Here is a 16,191-nt window from a genome sequence, read left to right on the forward strand (position 1 = left end):
TACACGTTATATAAAGAATAACGATATTTTCTATTACTCAATATATTCAAAATTTATTTGGATCAACTCTCATCACGCTGTTCTGTCTCAGCAGTCAACGGTGTTAATTAAGAATGAATACCCAACCACTTATTTTTCCAAGACAAATTTTCCGCGCTTATGATATTCGCGGAAAAGTCAGTCAATTGGATACAAGAACAATTTATGCGATTGCGCATGGGCTCGCTGCTCAGTATCAATCACGTGGCCAGAAAAGTATTGTGCTAGGTTACGATGCTCGATTGACTGGTCCTACTTTTGCTTGGATTATTGAATCAGTCTTCAAAAACCAAGGGATGAATGTCGAAAACGTTGGATGTTGTTCAACCCCACAAATGTATTTTGCTGCTCGACATAAAAATGGCAATGGCATCATGGTGACCGCGAGTCATAATCCTAAACATGATAATGGGATTAAATGGATTATTGAATACGAACCGCCTTGTCCAGACATGATTCAAAATGTTGGGGAATATGCGGAAGGTTTCTATTTTCAACATGATCACTTTCCAACGCCACCTCAACTGACACATCAGATTGAATCAGAGTATTGCTTGGCTTATCAGCATGCTTTGCTCAAGGATATTCAATTAAAGCGTCCACTCAAGGTTGTATTAGATGGTATGCATGGTGCCGCTGGGCGTTGTGCTGATTTAGTACTACAAAAAATGGGATGCGAAGTCATTTCAATACGTTGTTGTGAAAATGGAGAGTTTCCAGATCATCCTCCAGACCCTTCACAAGCGAAGCATTTGACGCAGTTAAAAGAAAAAATTTTGTTGCATCAGGCGGATTTAGGGATTGCTCTCGATGGTGATGGTGATCGTGCCGTCATTCTGGATGAGAATGCTCACATTGTGTCTGCTGATCGCTTGTTGGCATTATTCGCATCATTGTGTTTAACTCAGCATCCACATCATGAAATTGTTTATGACGTAAAATGTTCAACGATGGTGTCAAAAACCATTGAACAATTACAAGGCATCGCAAAAATGATTCGTACTGGCAGCAGTTTCATGCGCCGTTATATTTCCCAATCCAAAGGTCGAGCTGTTTTTGGGGGAGAATATGCGGGTCATTATGTCTTCAATGATGGTCGTGGTTTTGGTTACGATGATGGTATCTATGCAGCATTACGGGTCATGGAGGCATTGAGTCAACTTAATATCACGCTATCTGAATATCTCGCTCAATTCCCAGATCGCTTTGGTACTGAAGATACCTATATTGAAACTCAAGATGCAAATCCGCAAGACGTCCTAGCCTTGATAGAGCAGAATTGTAAAAGTACTGGGGCTAAAATGAGTAAAATCGATGGTATTCGCCTTGATTTTGACTACGGATTTGGCATTATGCGAGCATCAAATACTGGTGAATACTTCACGGTACGGTTTGATGCAGATAGTCCATCAAAACTTTATGAAATTCGCCAGCATTTTGTAAAAATTTTAAATGAAAAATATCCTGTGCTTGCTCAAAGTATTTTGAATGCACACTAATGTAGGAATGAAGGAGAGGCGAATGCCACACCAACAAACTGGCATCGACAAAGCTCAAATTTTGACAGAAGCTTTGCCATACATCCAAAGATTTACAGGTAAAACACTTGTAGTGAAATATGGCGGCAATGCAATGACTGATCCTGCATTAGAAAGTTCGTTTGCCCGTGATATCGTGCTTCTGAAAACAGTTGGTCTTAATCCGGTTGTGGTTCATGGTGGTGGTCCTCAAGTCGATTCATTTTTGAAACAACTTGGGCGTGAATCAGACCGTATTGATGGAATGCGTGTAACTGATCCTGCAACTATGGAAGTTGTAGAAATGGTGTTGGGCGGAAGTGTAAATAAGTCTATTGTGAATTTGATCAATCAACATGGTGGTCGTGCAATTGGATTAACGGGTAAAGACGGTAACTTAATTCGTGCTCAAAAGTTGTTGATGGAAAAAATCCAAGAGGATGGATCTGTTCAACAAATTGATCTTGGGTTAGTGGGTGAAGTAGTCGGTGTAAAAACTGACGTTCTGGAAATGTTCACTCAAAGTGATTTTATTCCAGTGATTGCGCCACTCGGTGTTGATGAGGAAGGTAACACTTATAATATCAATGCGGATTTAGTTGCTGGTAAAGTTGCTGAAGCTTTGGGTGCAGAAAAGTTAATTCTTCTTACGAATATCAGTGGTGTATTGGACGAGAATAAAAACCTACTCACAGGATTAACAACACAAGAAGTTGATCGCTTGATCGATACAGGTGTGATCTACGGCGGTATGATTCCGAAAGTGGGATGTGCGCTTGATGCGGTGAAAGGTGGTGTAGTGAGCGCGCATATTGTGGATGGTCGTGTTCCACATGCGACTTTATTGGAAATTTTTACGGATCACGGTGTTGGAACATTGATTACCAATCGTTCTAAGTCGGCGCACTAACTCATAATCACATAATAAAAAGTCACTTCGGTGGCTTTTTTGTTTGATAAGAATAATCGTTTTATGTCCCATATATCCGGTATAAAACATATTCAATTGCCATATTCATATTTGCAACATCTATAAGGCTGATGCACAATAAAACTGATAACTAAAGCAAAATGAAAGATTATGTGCCAACTACTTGGAATGAATTGTGCCACCCCTACGGATATTACGTTTTCTTTTCGTGGTTTTTCTCAGCGCGCTGGAATAACGTCAGATCATTCAGACGGTTTTGGCATTGCTTTCTTTGAGGATAAGGCATGCCGCTTATTTGTTGATAACCAATCTGCAGTCGAGTCTCCAATTGCAGAATTCGTTCGTAATTATCCGATTAAATCGCGTAATGTCATTGCGCATATTCGTAAAGCAACACAGGGAAAAATTACTTTAGAAAATTCTCATCCGTTTATTCGTGAATTGTGGGGGAGACAATGGATTTTCGCGCATAATGGTGATCTGCATGATTTTCATCCAAGGTTGTCGGGACAGTTCACACCAGTAGGTAATACAGATAGTGAGCTTGCATTTTGCTATTTATTAGAACATCTCGTACAAAAGTTTAGTTATGTAGAGCCAAGTGTCCACGATGTATTTCATGCCTTAGAAGAAATTTCACCAACAATAGCAGAACATGGGACATTCAATTTTTGTTTATCAAATGGACAGGCTTTGTATAGTTATGCGACCACAAAATTACACTGGATTGTTCGTGAATATCCATTTCAACCTGCACGATTAATTGATATTGATGTTGAGGTCGATTTTAGTCAGGTCACGACACCTGAAGATCGTGTGGCTGTGATTACGACAGAACCATTAACAGATAATGAAGCTTGGTTTGCATATACGCCCGGCGAAATGATTTTATTTCAGGATGGTAAGCCAACACTACGTACCATAACTCACGTTGAGCGATTGGTCAGAGAAGCTCGTGACCCAAGTTTGAAGCGTGTTACTCGCGCGGATCAATATTAAAAATTTAATTTGAAGTGGCTAAGATCTACACTTATTTTTTTACGCTAGACTTTGATTTTAATGATTGAGCTAGGCAAAATAGCGTAAAACTTTTTAATGGAATACCTCATGCAGGACACCGCTATGTCACGATGGTTATCGCCGCTGATGGCATTTTGTTTGTCATTTATCATTATTGTGGGTCTAGCACCAAGCTTAGGCTTGCAAATTGATCGACAACTCGATTTTTGGTTACTTTGGTTTGCAACGATGTTGTTTTTAGCGTTGCCAATTATTTATTTAGAAATTGGATTGGCGAAACGAGCTCAAACTTCAGCGCTGAACGCATTATCAAAATTGACGCGTGAAGCCGATGCAAACCAACGTTGGAGAGTAGTGGGCTGGCTTGCTGTTATTTTTATTCCATTTTTAGCGGGCGGTATATTACTTAATACTTCTAATGCTGTAGCACAACAAAATGATTTTGGTATTGGTTCAAATATTTTGATGGGTATCGCAGCATTCATTGCATTTGGTTTATCATTTCTTCAACGTTCTGTATTGGTTGTACTTACTGCGATTACAACGATTGCAAGTTTAATCGCGGCTCAAGTTTTTGGTGTCCAAGTCAATGATTGGCAGCTGACTCCTGTTGAGTTTAAAGAGTGGGGTAATGCAACTATTCTCGCTTTAGTGGCTTCTGGTCTCGGGCTTGGATTATATTGGCAGACAAATCTCAATCAAGAGAAACAAGATGCTGCAACGCCAAAAACTTTACCGATTTGGCTAGCGCAACTGGTGGCTGTGGCTGGATTTGGATATTTTGCAATTAGTGCTGCAATGCCAGCATATATCGTTTTAATCGCGACAATATTTGCAGTAGCTTTACTCCTGCAACTTGGCAAGGAACAACTCGTACATCGTGGATTAGCACAAGCGGTGCAATATATTTTATTGCTTGCACCACTTTTAATTTGGGTATTCCCTGCAGCCGATCTATTTTTAACTCCGATTTTAATGCTTTGGGGATTAAGCATTTGTTTAATCTATGCAATTTTCGTGGGTTGGATCATGAAAATTAGTCATTTACGTAAAGCGCTGAATTTTAGTAATGAAGCTTTTTATAATATCTGGCGTGTGGCTGTGCGTATTGTGACACCTTTAGCAATTGTGGTTGCGATGATTTCTTACTTAGGTCAATTGTTACCATGATCCAAAATGCAAAAGTTTGGGTTGCTTATGCTGCTGTAGACCAGCAGTTTCACATTGAACTTGAATTTGTGGAAGGCATGTCTGTTGCGGATGCTATTACACAAAGTGGTATTGCGTCGTGTACGCAGTTGCCAGATGAGTATGCTGTTGGAATTTTTGGGATGAAAGTACAAGATCAATCTCATGTTTTGCAGGCAGGTGATCGGGTGGAAATCTATCGGGCATTAACGATTAATCCAAAAGATATACGCCGTAAGCGAGCGGCAGCGAATCCAGTTGGGCGCTATTGTCGTGGCAATCGCTTTAAACAATTGAAATGATATGAAAAACCCCTCTTTGAGGGGTTTTCTTTTATGTCTAATTCTTTATAGTGGTGGCGCGTTCAAAATCGCATCTTTCGAACCTGGTAAACCAGGTTGAGTTTCTGGGATAGTTTCTAAGCCTTCGATTTTATTCACGACGCCAGAACCATCGAAATATACTTTTAGATGCTGACCTTGAGTTGCAGGAATATTTGCTTTTTTAGCATATGTACCTGGGGTATAATTGTAGATGTAATCCCAACGTAAAGGATTCAAAGGATCTGAAATGGTTGGGCTACCAAGTAAAAAACGAACTTGTTGGTAAGTCATCCCGACTTGAATTTTTGAAGCTTGCGCTTGGGTTAATGGTGTTCCTTGAGGAATATCAACTTTGTATACACCAAAGACAGAACAACCACCCAGTAAAGAAGCGACGAATAACGTCAGCATGATTTTTTGCATTTTGCTACACTATCCCAAATTAATTATGATGCAATTGATCCAAGGATAGATCATACTGCATCTCAACTCTGTTGCATATTCCAACTTAAAATTTGTTGAGAGACCTTTTTATATGCCTATTTCAAATCAAGATTTACGCAAAGCTGGACTTAAAGTTACCCTTCCACGAATCAAGATTTTGGAATTACTAGAAAATTCAAGACAGCATCATTTGAGCGCGGAAGATATCTATAAGACCTTACTTGAGCAAGGCGAAGATGTCGGTCTAGCAACTGTATATCGTGTGTTAACTCAATTTGAAGCTGCTGGTATTATCCAACGTCATCATTTCGAGAATAATCACTCTGTATTCGAAATCATGCAAGATGATCACCACGATCATATGGTCTGCCAGAACTGCAACAAAGTAGTTGAATTCCACAATGATTTGATTGAACAAGAACAACATAATGTTGCTGAACAACTTGGTTTTGTTTTAACAGGTCACTCTTTGAATTTATATGGTTATTGCGATGCGCCTGAATGCCAAGAAGCATACCGTAAAAAATAAATCTTGATTTCATTAAAAAAGGAGCAATGATTGCTCCTTTTTTATTCACTATTAATTAATCATCTTGACCATCAAAAGTGAGGCGGGGGCCAGAATTCAACAGATAGTTTGGATCTTCTTCAGAGAGTTTGATTTGTAAGCGTAAATCGTTGGCAGAGTCAGCATGACGTAATGCTTCGTCATAAGTGATTTTCTTAGCTTTATATAAGTCAAATAGCGCTTGATCAAACGTCTGCATTCCAATTTCACGGGAACGCTTCATGACTTCCTTAATTTCATGAACTTCGCCTTTACGCACTAAGTCTGAAATCAGTGGAGAATTGATTAAGATTTCAATTGCGGGATGACGTGATTTTTTATCAGGAGTCGCAATTAACTGTTGCGCAATGATTGCCTTCAAATTCAGTGAGAGGTCCATAAACAGTTGGCTGTGACGATCTGTCTCAAAGAAATGAATAATACGATCTAAGGCTTGGTTAGCATTATTTGCATGTAAAGTCGCAAATACTAAATGACCTGTTTCAGCAAAACTAATCGCATAGTTCATGGTTTCACGTGAGCGGATCTCACCAATAAGAATAACATCAGGTGCTTGACGGAGTGTGTTTTTCAGTGCAATTTCAAAGGAGTCTGTATCAATGCCAACTTCACGTTGAGTAATGATACAGCCTTGATGTTGATGAATAAATTCGATTGGGTCTTCAATGGTAATGATATGACCTTTAGAATTTTGATTACGATGACCGATCATTGCTGCAAGCGAAGTCGATTTACCTGTACCAGTAGCACCTACAAATAAGATGATCCCGCGCTTAGTCATTGCTAAATCTTTAAGTACGGGCGGTAGTTTCAGCTCATCAATACTTGGAATGACAGTTTCAATCCGACGTAAGACCATGCCAGGTTGATCACGTTGCTGAAAAGCACTGACACGAAAACGTGCAGTTTTATCACGATTGGCAATAGCAAAATTACATTCGTGTGTTGCAGCAAATTCAATTCGTTGTCTTTCACTCATAATAGAGTGAATCAATTGACCTATGATTTCACCAGTGAGTTTTGTTTTAACTACAGGCACAATTTCACCATTAATTTTCATTGATGGTTCAATATCTGCACTGATAAATAAATCTGAAGCCTTGCGCGCAATCATCATGTCGAGCAGGTCATTAAAATCCATTATGATTCCCCTAAATCAAATGACGTTCACTTTTTTATAAAAATGATTCTGGTTGTTTAGCCGCAGTACGTGCAACTTGCGGGGTAATAATGCCTTTCGCGACAAGATTTTTGAGACTTTGATCGAGAGTGGTCATGCCATAATTTGCACCGGTTTGTATTGCAGAATACATTTGTGCAACTTTGTTCTCACGGATGAGATTTCGAATCGCTGGAATTCCAATCATAATTTCGTGAGCAGCTACCCGACCGCCACCTGTTTTCTTTAAGAGCGTTTGAGAGATGACGGCTTGAAGCGATTCAGAAAGCATGGCACGAACCATGTCTTTCTCATCGGCAGGAAACACGTCGATAATACGGTCAATTGTTTTTGCGGCAGATGTGGTATGCAGTGTTCCAAACACCAAGTGACCAGTTTCCGCAGCAGTGAGTGCAAGTCGAATGGTTTCGAGGTCACGCATTTCACCGACGAGAATAATATCTGGATCTTCACGCAGTGCAGAGCGTAGCGCTTCATTAAAACCATGTGTGTCACGATGCACTTCACGCTGGTTAATCAAACACTTTTTGGATTGGTGCACAAATTCAATTGGATCTTCGACGGTTAAAATATGGTCGTACCGGTTGTCGTTAATGTAATCCATCATCGCCGCAAGCGTAGTCGATTTACCTGAACCCGTTGGTCCTGTGACCAAAACAATTCCTCGTGGATAGGCGCAAATGTCTTTGAAAATTTGCCCCATGCCCAAGTCTTCCATGGAAATCACTTGAGAAGGAATGGTACGGAATACCGCGCCAGCGCCACGATTTTGGTTGAATGCGTTGACACGGAAGCGTGCTACACCAGGTACTTCAAATGAGAAATCGGTTTCTAATTTTTCTTCATAATCGCGACGTTGTTTATCATTCATGATGTCGTAGATTAAGCGGTGTACTTCTTTGTGTTCTAAGGCTGGTAAGTTAATACGACGAACTTCACCATCAACACGAATCATCGGTGGCATTCCTGCAGAAAGGTGCAAGTCAGACGCCCCGTTTTTCACTGAAAATGCCAGTAATTCTGTAATATCCATAAATTCCCCGAACGCATTAAAATCGTAATTATTTTGATAGAATAATAAGGCTTTCCTACAGCTTAACCAACAGTTAGCGTGCAAGAAAGTAAAAAAAGATAAATTAACTGAGATAGCTATACATGATGAGTCTAGAGCAAGCGAGAAATAGTGTCATTCAACAAATTGAACAAGCCTGTGAAGTTGCTCAACGACAATCTAACGAGGTTAAACTCCTTGCTGTTTCCAAAACGCATCCAGCGGATATTTTGAGAGAAATGTATCAGACTGGTCAACGAGCATTTGGTGAGAATTACCTGCAAGAAGCATTAGATAAAATCAAAGCGCTGAATGATTTAGACATCGAATGGCATTTTATTGGTCATGTACAACGCAATAAAACCAAACAGTTGGCTGAACAATTTGCATGGGTGCATGGAGTTGATCGCTTTATTATCGCAGAGCGACTCTCTAATCAACGCACAATCGAACAGGAGCCTATCAATATTTGTCTTCAAGTGAATATTGATGCTCAAGAAAGCAAAGATGGTTGTGCAGTTTCAGAGGTCGAAGATCTGGTTGCTCAAATGAGCATATTACCTCGACTTCGATTACGAGGATTAATGGTCATTCCAGCGCCTGGCAATGTAGATGCACTCTATGATGCCAAGACACTTTTTGATCAGATGAAAGAGCATCATGCACATCCTTCTGATTGGGATACCTTGAGTATGGGAATGTCGGATGATTTACAAGATGCGATTAGCGCTGGATCGACTATGGTTCGCATAGGGACGGCCTTATTTGGGGCGCGAGATTACTCAAAATGATTGGATTCAGTCTGCACTGAACTTTCGGGTTCAGTCACTGTCATTGTAAATACAACTTTTTATGTATAAAAATAAACCAATATATTTCACATAATCATAAAACAGGGAAGAATTGGATGAGTTCGTATTATCAGCTTTTAGAACGAAACGTGTGTGATGATGGATCAGTACTGGCTAAGTATAAGTCGACTATACATGCTCAAGGTGCATGGAATGCGCACGAACAGCATATGGCGCCCGCAACAGGGATTATTTGTGCAGAGTTGGATCACTTTTCTGCTCGGTCTGACCTACGGATTGGACGTATAAGTTTAGATATTTTGGGCCTGATACCCGCTGGGGAGTTTCAAATTGAAACTCGAATTATTCGACCTGGAAAAACCATTGAATTGATCGAGTCGACCATGTCTGCACATGGTAAAAGCTGCATTCAGGCACGTACTTGGCGAATGATGATGAGTGATACTCAGGCAGTCGCAGGATTAGAAGATCAAAAAGTTGCTGATCCTGACGAGGGGATCTTATGGGAAGAAATTAGAAACTGGCCTGGAGGCTATATTCAATCACTTGAGGCACGCCGTTTAGATCGACGGGCAGGCAAGGGAATTGTATGGCTAACCAATCCTTATGACATGGTTGAAGGACAAATACATTCAGACTTTGTGAAGTTGATGGGAATGGTCGATACAGCGAATGGAATTGTCACACGACAAGGTTGGCCATTTAACTATACTTTCCCAAATTTAGATTTACAGATACATCTCTATCGTATGCCAATAGGTAAGTGGCTAGGTCTGGAAACAGTGCAACAATATGGTGATGACGGTATCGGGTTAACTTCATCTATTCTTCATGATCTGAACGGACCTTTTGGACGAGCTGAGCAAATTTTAACTTTAAGAAAACTGGCTTAGATTAAAGCCGTCATTTGACGGCTTCAACTTATTATCATTAACCATTAACCATTAACCATTAACCATTAACCATTAACCATTAACCATTAACCATTAACCATTAACCATTAACCGACAATATTAATGGTACTCGCACCTGCACCTACAGGTTTGACTTGAATCTGTACAGGAATACGTTCATGCATTTCTTGTATATGAGAGATGAGCACGACCTTACGACCTTGGCTTTGTAAATGATCGAGGGCATTCATGACCATATGTAAGGATGCCGGGTCGAGCGTACCAAAGCCTTCATCAATAAACAGTGATTCAAGTTTCATTGAACCTGATGCCATGTTAGCAATCGCTAAAGCAAGGGCTAAAGACACTAAGAAAGTTTCACCACCTGATAACGACAACACAGGTCGAACTTCGCTGTTCATATCTAAGTCAATAATGGCCAAACTTAAACTGTCAGGAATACGATGCAACTGATAACGTGGCGCAAGCGGCTGTAATTGCTGATTGGCATATTCCACCAAAATATCTAAATGATGCTCTTGAGCAATCTTTTTAAACTTGGTGCCTTCCTTATGCCCAATCAAATCGTAGATACGACCCCAACGATATTCTTCTGCTTTAATTTGCTCAATTTGGCTTTGATACTTAGCATAGTTGGCTTGATTGGCGGAATTCATGCGTAACTGAGTTTCTGTATCGGTGAGCGCTTCTTGTTGAGCGAGCTTTTCCGTTTGCAAGTTCTCAAGTTGCTGCTCGAGCATGCTGAGATCATGTTCAGGCTGATGTTTTAAATGTGCCTGATAACGTTCTTCTAAAACTTGCCAAGCGGTTTTGGCATTCTCTAAAAGTTGTCGCTGCGTATTTAACTCATGGCGTATTTGTTGATGCTGCGCTAAATCAATGCTTAACCATGTGGCAATGTGATCTGTGGTTACGGTTGGATGGCTCAGTTGCCATTGCTGAATAGCCTGTTGTACTTGCTGTAATGCCTGTTCAAGATGATGTAAATCACTGAGCAACTGCTGCTGTTGTAGATTGGCTGCATTTAGCTGTTGTTCAGCATGTGCAGTTTTACTGCGTTGTGCATGAACCTCATTGGCATGGGCGACAGCAGTTTCCTCAAAATGTTTTTGCCAATCCGCAGCATAACGGTAGCTTTGACCGGCATAGTCTTGGGTCAGTTCCGCAAGTTTCGAGCGTAACATTTTGCCTTGCTCAATCAGTTGTTCAATCTGGTGAGTCAGGTGTTGTTCGTGCTTTTGCGCTGCTTCAAAGCGCAGCGTCATTTTTTCAAGTTCCTGCTGTGCTTGCAGCAGTGATGTCTCTACCTGTTTTTGCATGGTGAGCAATGCAACACGTTGCTGTAGCTGCTGTTGTAATTCAGCAACCCAATGTATTGGCATGTCTTGCTGATAGCGAGCAGGCAGTAACTGCACAATGGGTTGAATACCTTGATCAAGTTGCACACGACGTTGAATATTCAATTGTAATTGCTGTTGTTGCTGTTGCTCCTTACGCCATTGCTCAAGCAATTGACCAAGTTGTTGTTCTTGTGCCTGTTGTTGTTCGATATGCGATTGCAGTGTTTCGATCTGCTGCATTATGCGCTGCTGTAACTGAATCGGGTCTGCCGTGTCGAGATCTAAACCCAGTTGTTGTAATGCTGCTTGAATATGCACGATCTGTTGCTGAGTCGACTGCGTCAGCTGTTGCACACGTTGTTGTTGTTGTTCAAGTAAGGTCTGTACTTTGGATTGCTCAATCTGGGCTTGCTGTACCTCACGATTGAACTGTTCCAGTTGTTGACGAGCCTCCTGTAATTGCTGCTCGTGTAGTTGCAATAAACCTTGTTCTAAGCGTTGCTGACTTTGTAAAAACGGATGTTCATGGCTCCCACAGACCATACACGGTTGATTGGCTTTGAGCTGTTCACGTAAATGCTGCACGTTTTCGCTATGCAATAGACGCTGTGCCTCCAAGATGCTTTGTAGCTGGGTATAGGCGGCTTCTTGTGTGGCTTTTTCGCTCAAGCGTTTTTCAAGGGTCTGTTGAATAATCTGCAGTTGCTTTTGTTGTTCAGCGATTGAGCCTGTCAGGTCGTGTGTTTCGCTGATATGGGTAATGACTTGATCAAGCTGCTGCTGTTGATGTTGCAGTCGTAATACCGTGCTTTGGTGCTGTTCACGCTGTTGTTGGATGTTTTTCAGCGATTGTGTCAAAGCGTCAAGACTTTTATGTTGAGCCACATAGCTTTGCAGACGTTGTACAACGGTTTGCTGTTGTTGTTCTAAAGTTGCGAAGGATTGTTGTAATAGTTCTGGCTCTTGTTGATGAAGCAACTGATATTGCTCTACATAGTGTTTTAGCGCCTGCAAAGTACTTTGTGGTTCTTGGTCAAAGCATTGTAAAAATTGGCTTTGGGTTAACTCAAAGTTGATTTGTTGCTGTTTGTTTTGCCAAGCCAATACGCTGGTTTTTTGTTGTTCCACAGCATGTTTTGATGGTTCTAACTCATTGAGAACAAGTTGATCTTTATCTGCACTGAGTTTTTTATACTGTTCAGAAATACTGTGAATGTCATGATCCAACTTTAAGCCTTGTTCAAGATGCGGCTTTACATCCAAACGCTGCTGCTCAAATTGCGCTTGGGCATGTTCATAGGCTTTTAAGCGCTGTTGTTCAGTAGTAGCTTGTTGTTGTAAAGAGACAAACTCAGCTTGAAAGGCGAGTTGTTTTTGTTGGACCTCAAGTTTTTGAGGTTCTAAACGTGCACGCTGTACATATTGCTCACGAATGGCTTGAAATGCATCAAGCTGTTGTAACAATTGTTGTTGTGCTGCGGATTTATTTATGGCATCAAGCTGAACCTCATAAATCTCTTTTTTGCCATGGACTTCAGCATACAATTGATCACGCTCAAGATACCATTTACGTTCATTTTCAAGCAGCTTTTCTGATTGTGCCAAATGTACGAGTTGTTGTTTTAACTGCTGATGTTGTTGATTTAAGGCTGCAAGTTGTTCTTCACTCAGAATATCAATATGACCGAGTTGCTTTTCTAAATCAGTACGTTGCTGTTTAATTTCACTAAATTTATCAGCGGCTTTTTTACTGACTTCACTAAAAATTTGCGAATTGGTTAAATATTCGAGTAAGTCTGCACGTTCATGGTCTTTGGCTTTTAAAAATGCACCGACTTCAGACTGTGCTAACAGGACTGCACGGGTAAATTGCTCAAAACTGAGACCAATCAGCTTTTCAATCAGTGGCGTCACTTCCGAGATTTTTTGCGTTAAGGTCGCGCCATCATCTAAACATTGAACAAAGCGCTCGACTTTTAAATTGCCATCAACTTTTTTACGCGCACGGCTAATGTCCCACCGCGCCAAATAGCGTTTACCATCAAGGGCAAGAAATTCAAGTTCAGCAAAACCAGCGGTGGTACCACGACGCAGAATATTCTTCGAATCTTTAATTGAAATGTCTTTACCGCCTACATCTTTCATGCTGCCAGCTGCGCCACGTAAACGAGGGATTTCATCGTACAAAGCTAAACACATGGCATCGAGCAGCGTCGATTTTCCTGCACCTGTTTTACCAGTAATGGCAATCAGACCTGCCTGAGCCAATGGCGCTTGTTCAAAATGGATATGTTGTTCACCGGCTAAAGAGGCCAAGTTGTTTAAACTGAGTCGAATAATTTTCATGACCTGTCCTTAGTGCGCTTTTTGATCCAAATCGTGTTGTGCCGCTTCAAGCAAAGTTAAGAAATCACGCTTCACCGATTCATCCTGCTCATAGCCCATTTTTTCCCACAAGCTTAAAAATAATTTTTCAGGGGTGGGGGGCGCTAAATCGACTTTGTGACTTTCATCGTTTTGCTCCGTTGCTTTTTGATAAATTCGAGCTATACGCAGTAAACGATAACGATTTGGTGGCAGTGCCAGTTCAATCTGCTGACGTAAGTCTACAGGCGGTGGGGCATCTGTCGTATATTCAATCTCTAGAAAATGTCGTGCATTGAGATTGTCAATTTCGCCTTTTGGCAGGGCATGTACCGTAGTGATTAATTCAGACAAGGGTTCACGAATTCGAATCAAATCCACGGTACGTGGAATAACGTGCGCTTGATATTGAAAATGATTTTGTTCATCAGCTTCGGGGTCAATGGTGACTTCAACCACTTGATGTTTATAGTTGCGTTCACTAAAAGACAGTGGAATAGGTGAGCCACTGTAGCGAATATGTTCCTGTCCAACTTTTTGCGGTTTATGCAAATGACCGAGTGCCACATAATCAATCACATCATCAAATAATGCAGTGGATAAAGCCTCTTCGTTACCAATCACAATTGGACGTTCGGAATCTGAGGTTTCACCGCCTTGCATATGGGCATGTGACATCAAAATTAAGGCTTGATTGGGTTGTTTACGCGCTTTAGCTTCCGCAATAAGTTGTTGGTGTAAATAGGCAATCGCATTTTGGCTGTTGGTGGTATTTTCATTTAAGCCTGTAATTTCGGCACTGCGTAAATAAGGCAGGGTTAAGCACCAAGCAACGATATTTTTATCAGCATCATAAATAGGTACCAACAAACGATCGAGATCAAATTCACCATCCTGTTTGCCAATAATACCGACCGCTTTGGCATTGAATTTCGCTAGAAAAGGTTCAACCTGTTCAATGCGGTAACCGGAATCATGATTACCTGCGATCATTAAGGTTTGCATATGCGGGGCAATGGCATGGGCATCGGTAAGAAACTGGTATAACTGTTTTTGAGCAGATGATGCAGGATTGACTACATCAAAAATATCACCGGCAATCAGCAGGGCATTCGGTTGTTTTTGTTGAATTTGCGCAAGTAGCCAGTTTAAAAATTGTGTGTGTTCATAGTCACGATCATGATTGTGAAAAAATTGCCCCAAATGCCAATCTGAAGTATGAAAAAAACGCACTGCCATTACCGAACCCCAAAACATCTCAATTGTCATCTTATCCAATATCGGACTTTAAAACATCGAAATTTTTAACATCTCTATAAGACAGCTTTTAATCGCTATTTTTTATTCGATTTACTCTTTTTTCGTCTTTTTCTCTTGTTTCTATTTTTGATTCTCGAGTTGATCGAGATTTGCTTATGAGAAGAGGATGCATGCAGTTTAGCTGCTGTTAACAATTGATCTATTTTATGATGAAAAAAAGACTGGATGACTAAGGGTACCAATAGAATGCTTAGCCAAATACTCATATTGATGGGAATTATTTGATAGATATAATTTAAAGAATAGACTGAAACCGTAAAAATGAGTGCAAACCGAGCTTCTGTTTTAGAAATTTGATCTTCTGAAAAACGTTTGATATGGATCAGCGTATTTTGTTTGACATCTGAAAAATAAGAAGGCGTGTATTTATTGGGAAAATAGCTGAGAAGCAGCATTAAGTTTTGAAAAAGATATAAAGACGATAAACCGAGTAAAAAATATCGAAATAATAAAATTAAACGCTCAACCCAACGATGCTCAGATGTAATATCGCCCTGTGAATAAAGTTCTATAATTTGATCAATAGACAAAATTAAAATTGAACAACAAGTAAAGAAACTCAGTAGAAAACGGCTTAAATGATGATGCTTAATTTCAAAAAAGGCATGTACAATCGAATAGAGTAAAAATATTAACAAGATTATTGTGATGAATGTCGATAATACTGTATCAACACCAAGCATCTGTTTTTCGAAAAACCAATAGCAAATTCCAAGTGCGAATAAAAAACTAAGCCCTTCACCAAAAGGTGTGGTTAAACTCTGATGATGCTCTACAGAAAAAATCATTAAGTAAGCACCAAGATAGAAATAGACCCAAATTATTAATGGATTCGAGCTAGAACTCTGTATAGAAATAAATGAAAGTGCACTCAGAAATAGACTTAAAATTGAATAAATTAAGATTTTTTCTTTATTTTTAATGATTTGATAACTTTGATAAAAAACACCACAGAGTAAACTGATGATTGTAAGCGGTATGTGAAATTGATGATTAAGAAAAGCTTTAAGAAAAACAGTGCAATAGCAAATTAATACGATACCGATAAGAAAGCGAGTGAAGGGATAATTCAATACATCCCAAAAGTCTGATTTAAAATTTAGACGTTTTTTTAGACTAATTTTATGTTTAATTTTTTCTTTATACATTGCGACTAGGATTTATTCTGATTGTTATCTCA

The 16,191-nt window shown here is 40.1% G+C and carries 14 protein-coding genes; 8 read left to right on the forward strand and 6 right to left on the reverse strand.

Annotated features, from left to right (window positions below):
- Window positions 1-113 precede the first annotated feature (113 nt).
- From AC1M85_RS03630 to AC1M85_RS03650, 5 genes are all read left to right on the forward strand, one after another.
- Window positions 114-1,538 carry a phosphomannomutase/phosphoglucomutase gene (locus AC1M85_RS03630; RefSeq protein WP_488213559.1) on the forward strand — a complete coding sequence of 475 codons (1,425 nt, stop codon included), beginning with the start codon at window positions 114-116 and terminating at the stop codon, window positions 1,536-1,538.
- A 22-nt stretch (window positions 1,539-1,560) separates the two neighbouring features.
- Entirely contained in the window at window positions 1,561-2,466 is a 906-nt protein-coding gene (argB, locus tag AC1M85_RS03635; RefSeq protein ID WP_488213560.1) for an acetylglutamate kinase, read from the forward strand.
- Between the two features lie 171 nt (window positions 2,467-2,637).
- A complete protein-coding gene (locus tag AC1M85_RS03640; RefSeq protein ID WP_488213561.1) occupies window positions 2,638-3,486 on the forward strand; it encodes a class II glutamine amidotransferase in 849 nt (282 codons plus the stop codon).
- Between the two features lie 108 nt (window positions 3,487-3,594).
- Window positions 3,595-4,677 (forward strand): hypothetical protein, encoded by a 1,083-nt coding sequence (locus AC1M85_RS03645; RefSeq protein WP_488213562.1) that lies wholly within the window; start codon window positions 3,595-3,597, stop codon window positions 4,675-4,677.
- Window positions 4,674-4,997, forward strand: coding sequence for an RnfH family protein (locus AC1M85_RS03650; protein WP_035267448.1), 324 nt, complete (start codon window positions 4,674-4,676; stop codon window positions 4,995-4,997). Before AC1M85_RS03645 ends, AC1M85_RS03650 begins: the two co-directional genes overlap by 4 nt.
- Window positions 4,998-5,042: 45 nt before the next feature.
- Here the strand turns inward: AC1M85_RS03650 and AC1M85_RS03655 are convergent, their stop codons facing one another.
- Window positions 5,043-5,441, reverse strand: coding sequence for an outer membrane protein assembly factor BamE (locus AC1M85_RS03655; protein ID WP_092768200.1), 399 nt, complete (start codon window positions 5,439-5,441; stop codon window positions 5,043-5,045).
- 112 nt (window positions 5,442-5,553) lie between these two features.
- Here AC1M85_RS03655 and fur point away from each other — a divergent pair, with 112 nt between their 5' ends.
- Window positions 5,554-5,991, forward strand: coding sequence for a ferric iron uptake transcriptional regulator (gene fur, locus AC1M85_RS03660; RefSeq protein ID WP_035267453.1), 438 nt, complete (start codon window positions 5,554-5,556; stop codon window positions 5,989-5,991).
- A gap of 55 nt (window positions 5,992-6,046) precedes the next feature.
- Here fur and AC1M85_RS03665 read toward each other — a convergent pair whose 3' ends face one another.
- Both AC1M85_RS03665 and AC1M85_RS03670 read right to left on the reverse strand, forming a co-directional pair.
- Window positions 6,047-7,171 (reverse strand): PilT/PilU family type 4a pilus ATPase, encoded by a 1,125-nt coding sequence (locus AC1M85_RS03665; protein WP_481597968.1) that lies wholly within the window; start codon window positions 7,169-7,171, stop codon window positions 6,047-6,049.
- A 34-nt stretch (window positions 7,172-7,205) separates the two neighbouring features.
- Entirely contained in the window at window positions 7,206-8,243 is a 1,038-nt protein-coding gene (locus tag AC1M85_RS03670; RefSeq protein ID WP_092768204.1) for a type IV pilus twitching motility protein PilT, read from the reverse strand.
- A gap of 122 nt (window positions 8,244-8,365) precedes the next feature.
- On the opposite strand from AC1M85_RS03670, the gene AC1M85_RS03675 reads away from it, so the two are divergent.
- Both AC1M85_RS03675 and AC1M85_RS03680 read left to right on the forward strand, forming a co-directional pair.
- Window positions 8,366-9,052, forward strand: a complete 687-nt coding sequence (locus AC1M85_RS03675) for a YggS family pyridoxal phosphate-dependent enzyme (RefSeq protein ID WP_481589484.1) — start codon at window positions 8,366-8,368, stop codon at window positions 9,050-9,052.
- Between the two features lie 116 nt (window positions 9,053-9,168).
- Window positions 9,169-9,966, forward strand: coding sequence for a thioesterase family protein (locus AC1M85_RS03680; protein WP_488213563.1), 798 nt, complete (start codon window positions 9,169-9,171; stop codon window positions 9,964-9,966).
- Window positions 9,967-10,073: 107 nt separating this feature from the next.
- On the opposite strand, the gene AC1M85_RS03685 is transcribed toward AC1M85_RS03680, so the two are convergent.
- The 3 genes from AC1M85_RS03685 to AC1M85_RS03695 form a co-directional block, all read right to left on the reverse strand.
- Window positions 10,074-13,673 (reverse strand): AAA family ATPase, encoded by a 3,600-nt coding sequence (locus AC1M85_RS03685; protein ID WP_488213564.1) that lies wholly within the window; start codon window positions 13,671-13,673, stop codon window positions 10,074-10,076.
- Window positions 13,674-13,682: 9 nt separating this feature from the next.
- The gene (locus AC1M85_RS03690; RefSeq protein ID WP_481614290.1) at window positions 13,683-14,930 is read right to left on the reverse strand and encodes an exonuclease SbcCD subunit D; all 1,248 of its coding nucleotides are present in this window, start codon (window positions 14,928-14,930) and stop codon (window positions 13,683-13,685) included.
- A 95-nt stretch (window positions 14,931-15,025) separates the two neighbouring features.
- The gene (locus AC1M85_RS03695; RefSeq protein WP_488213565.1) at window positions 15,026-16,159 is read right to left on the reverse strand and encodes a hypothetical protein; all 1,134 of its coding nucleotides are present in this window, start codon (window positions 16,157-16,159) and stop codon (window positions 15,026-15,028) included.
- Between the last annotated feature and the right edge of the window lie 32 nt (window positions 16,160-16,191).

Source organism: Acinetobacter sp. 24-47-64 (genome assembly GCF_057737055.1).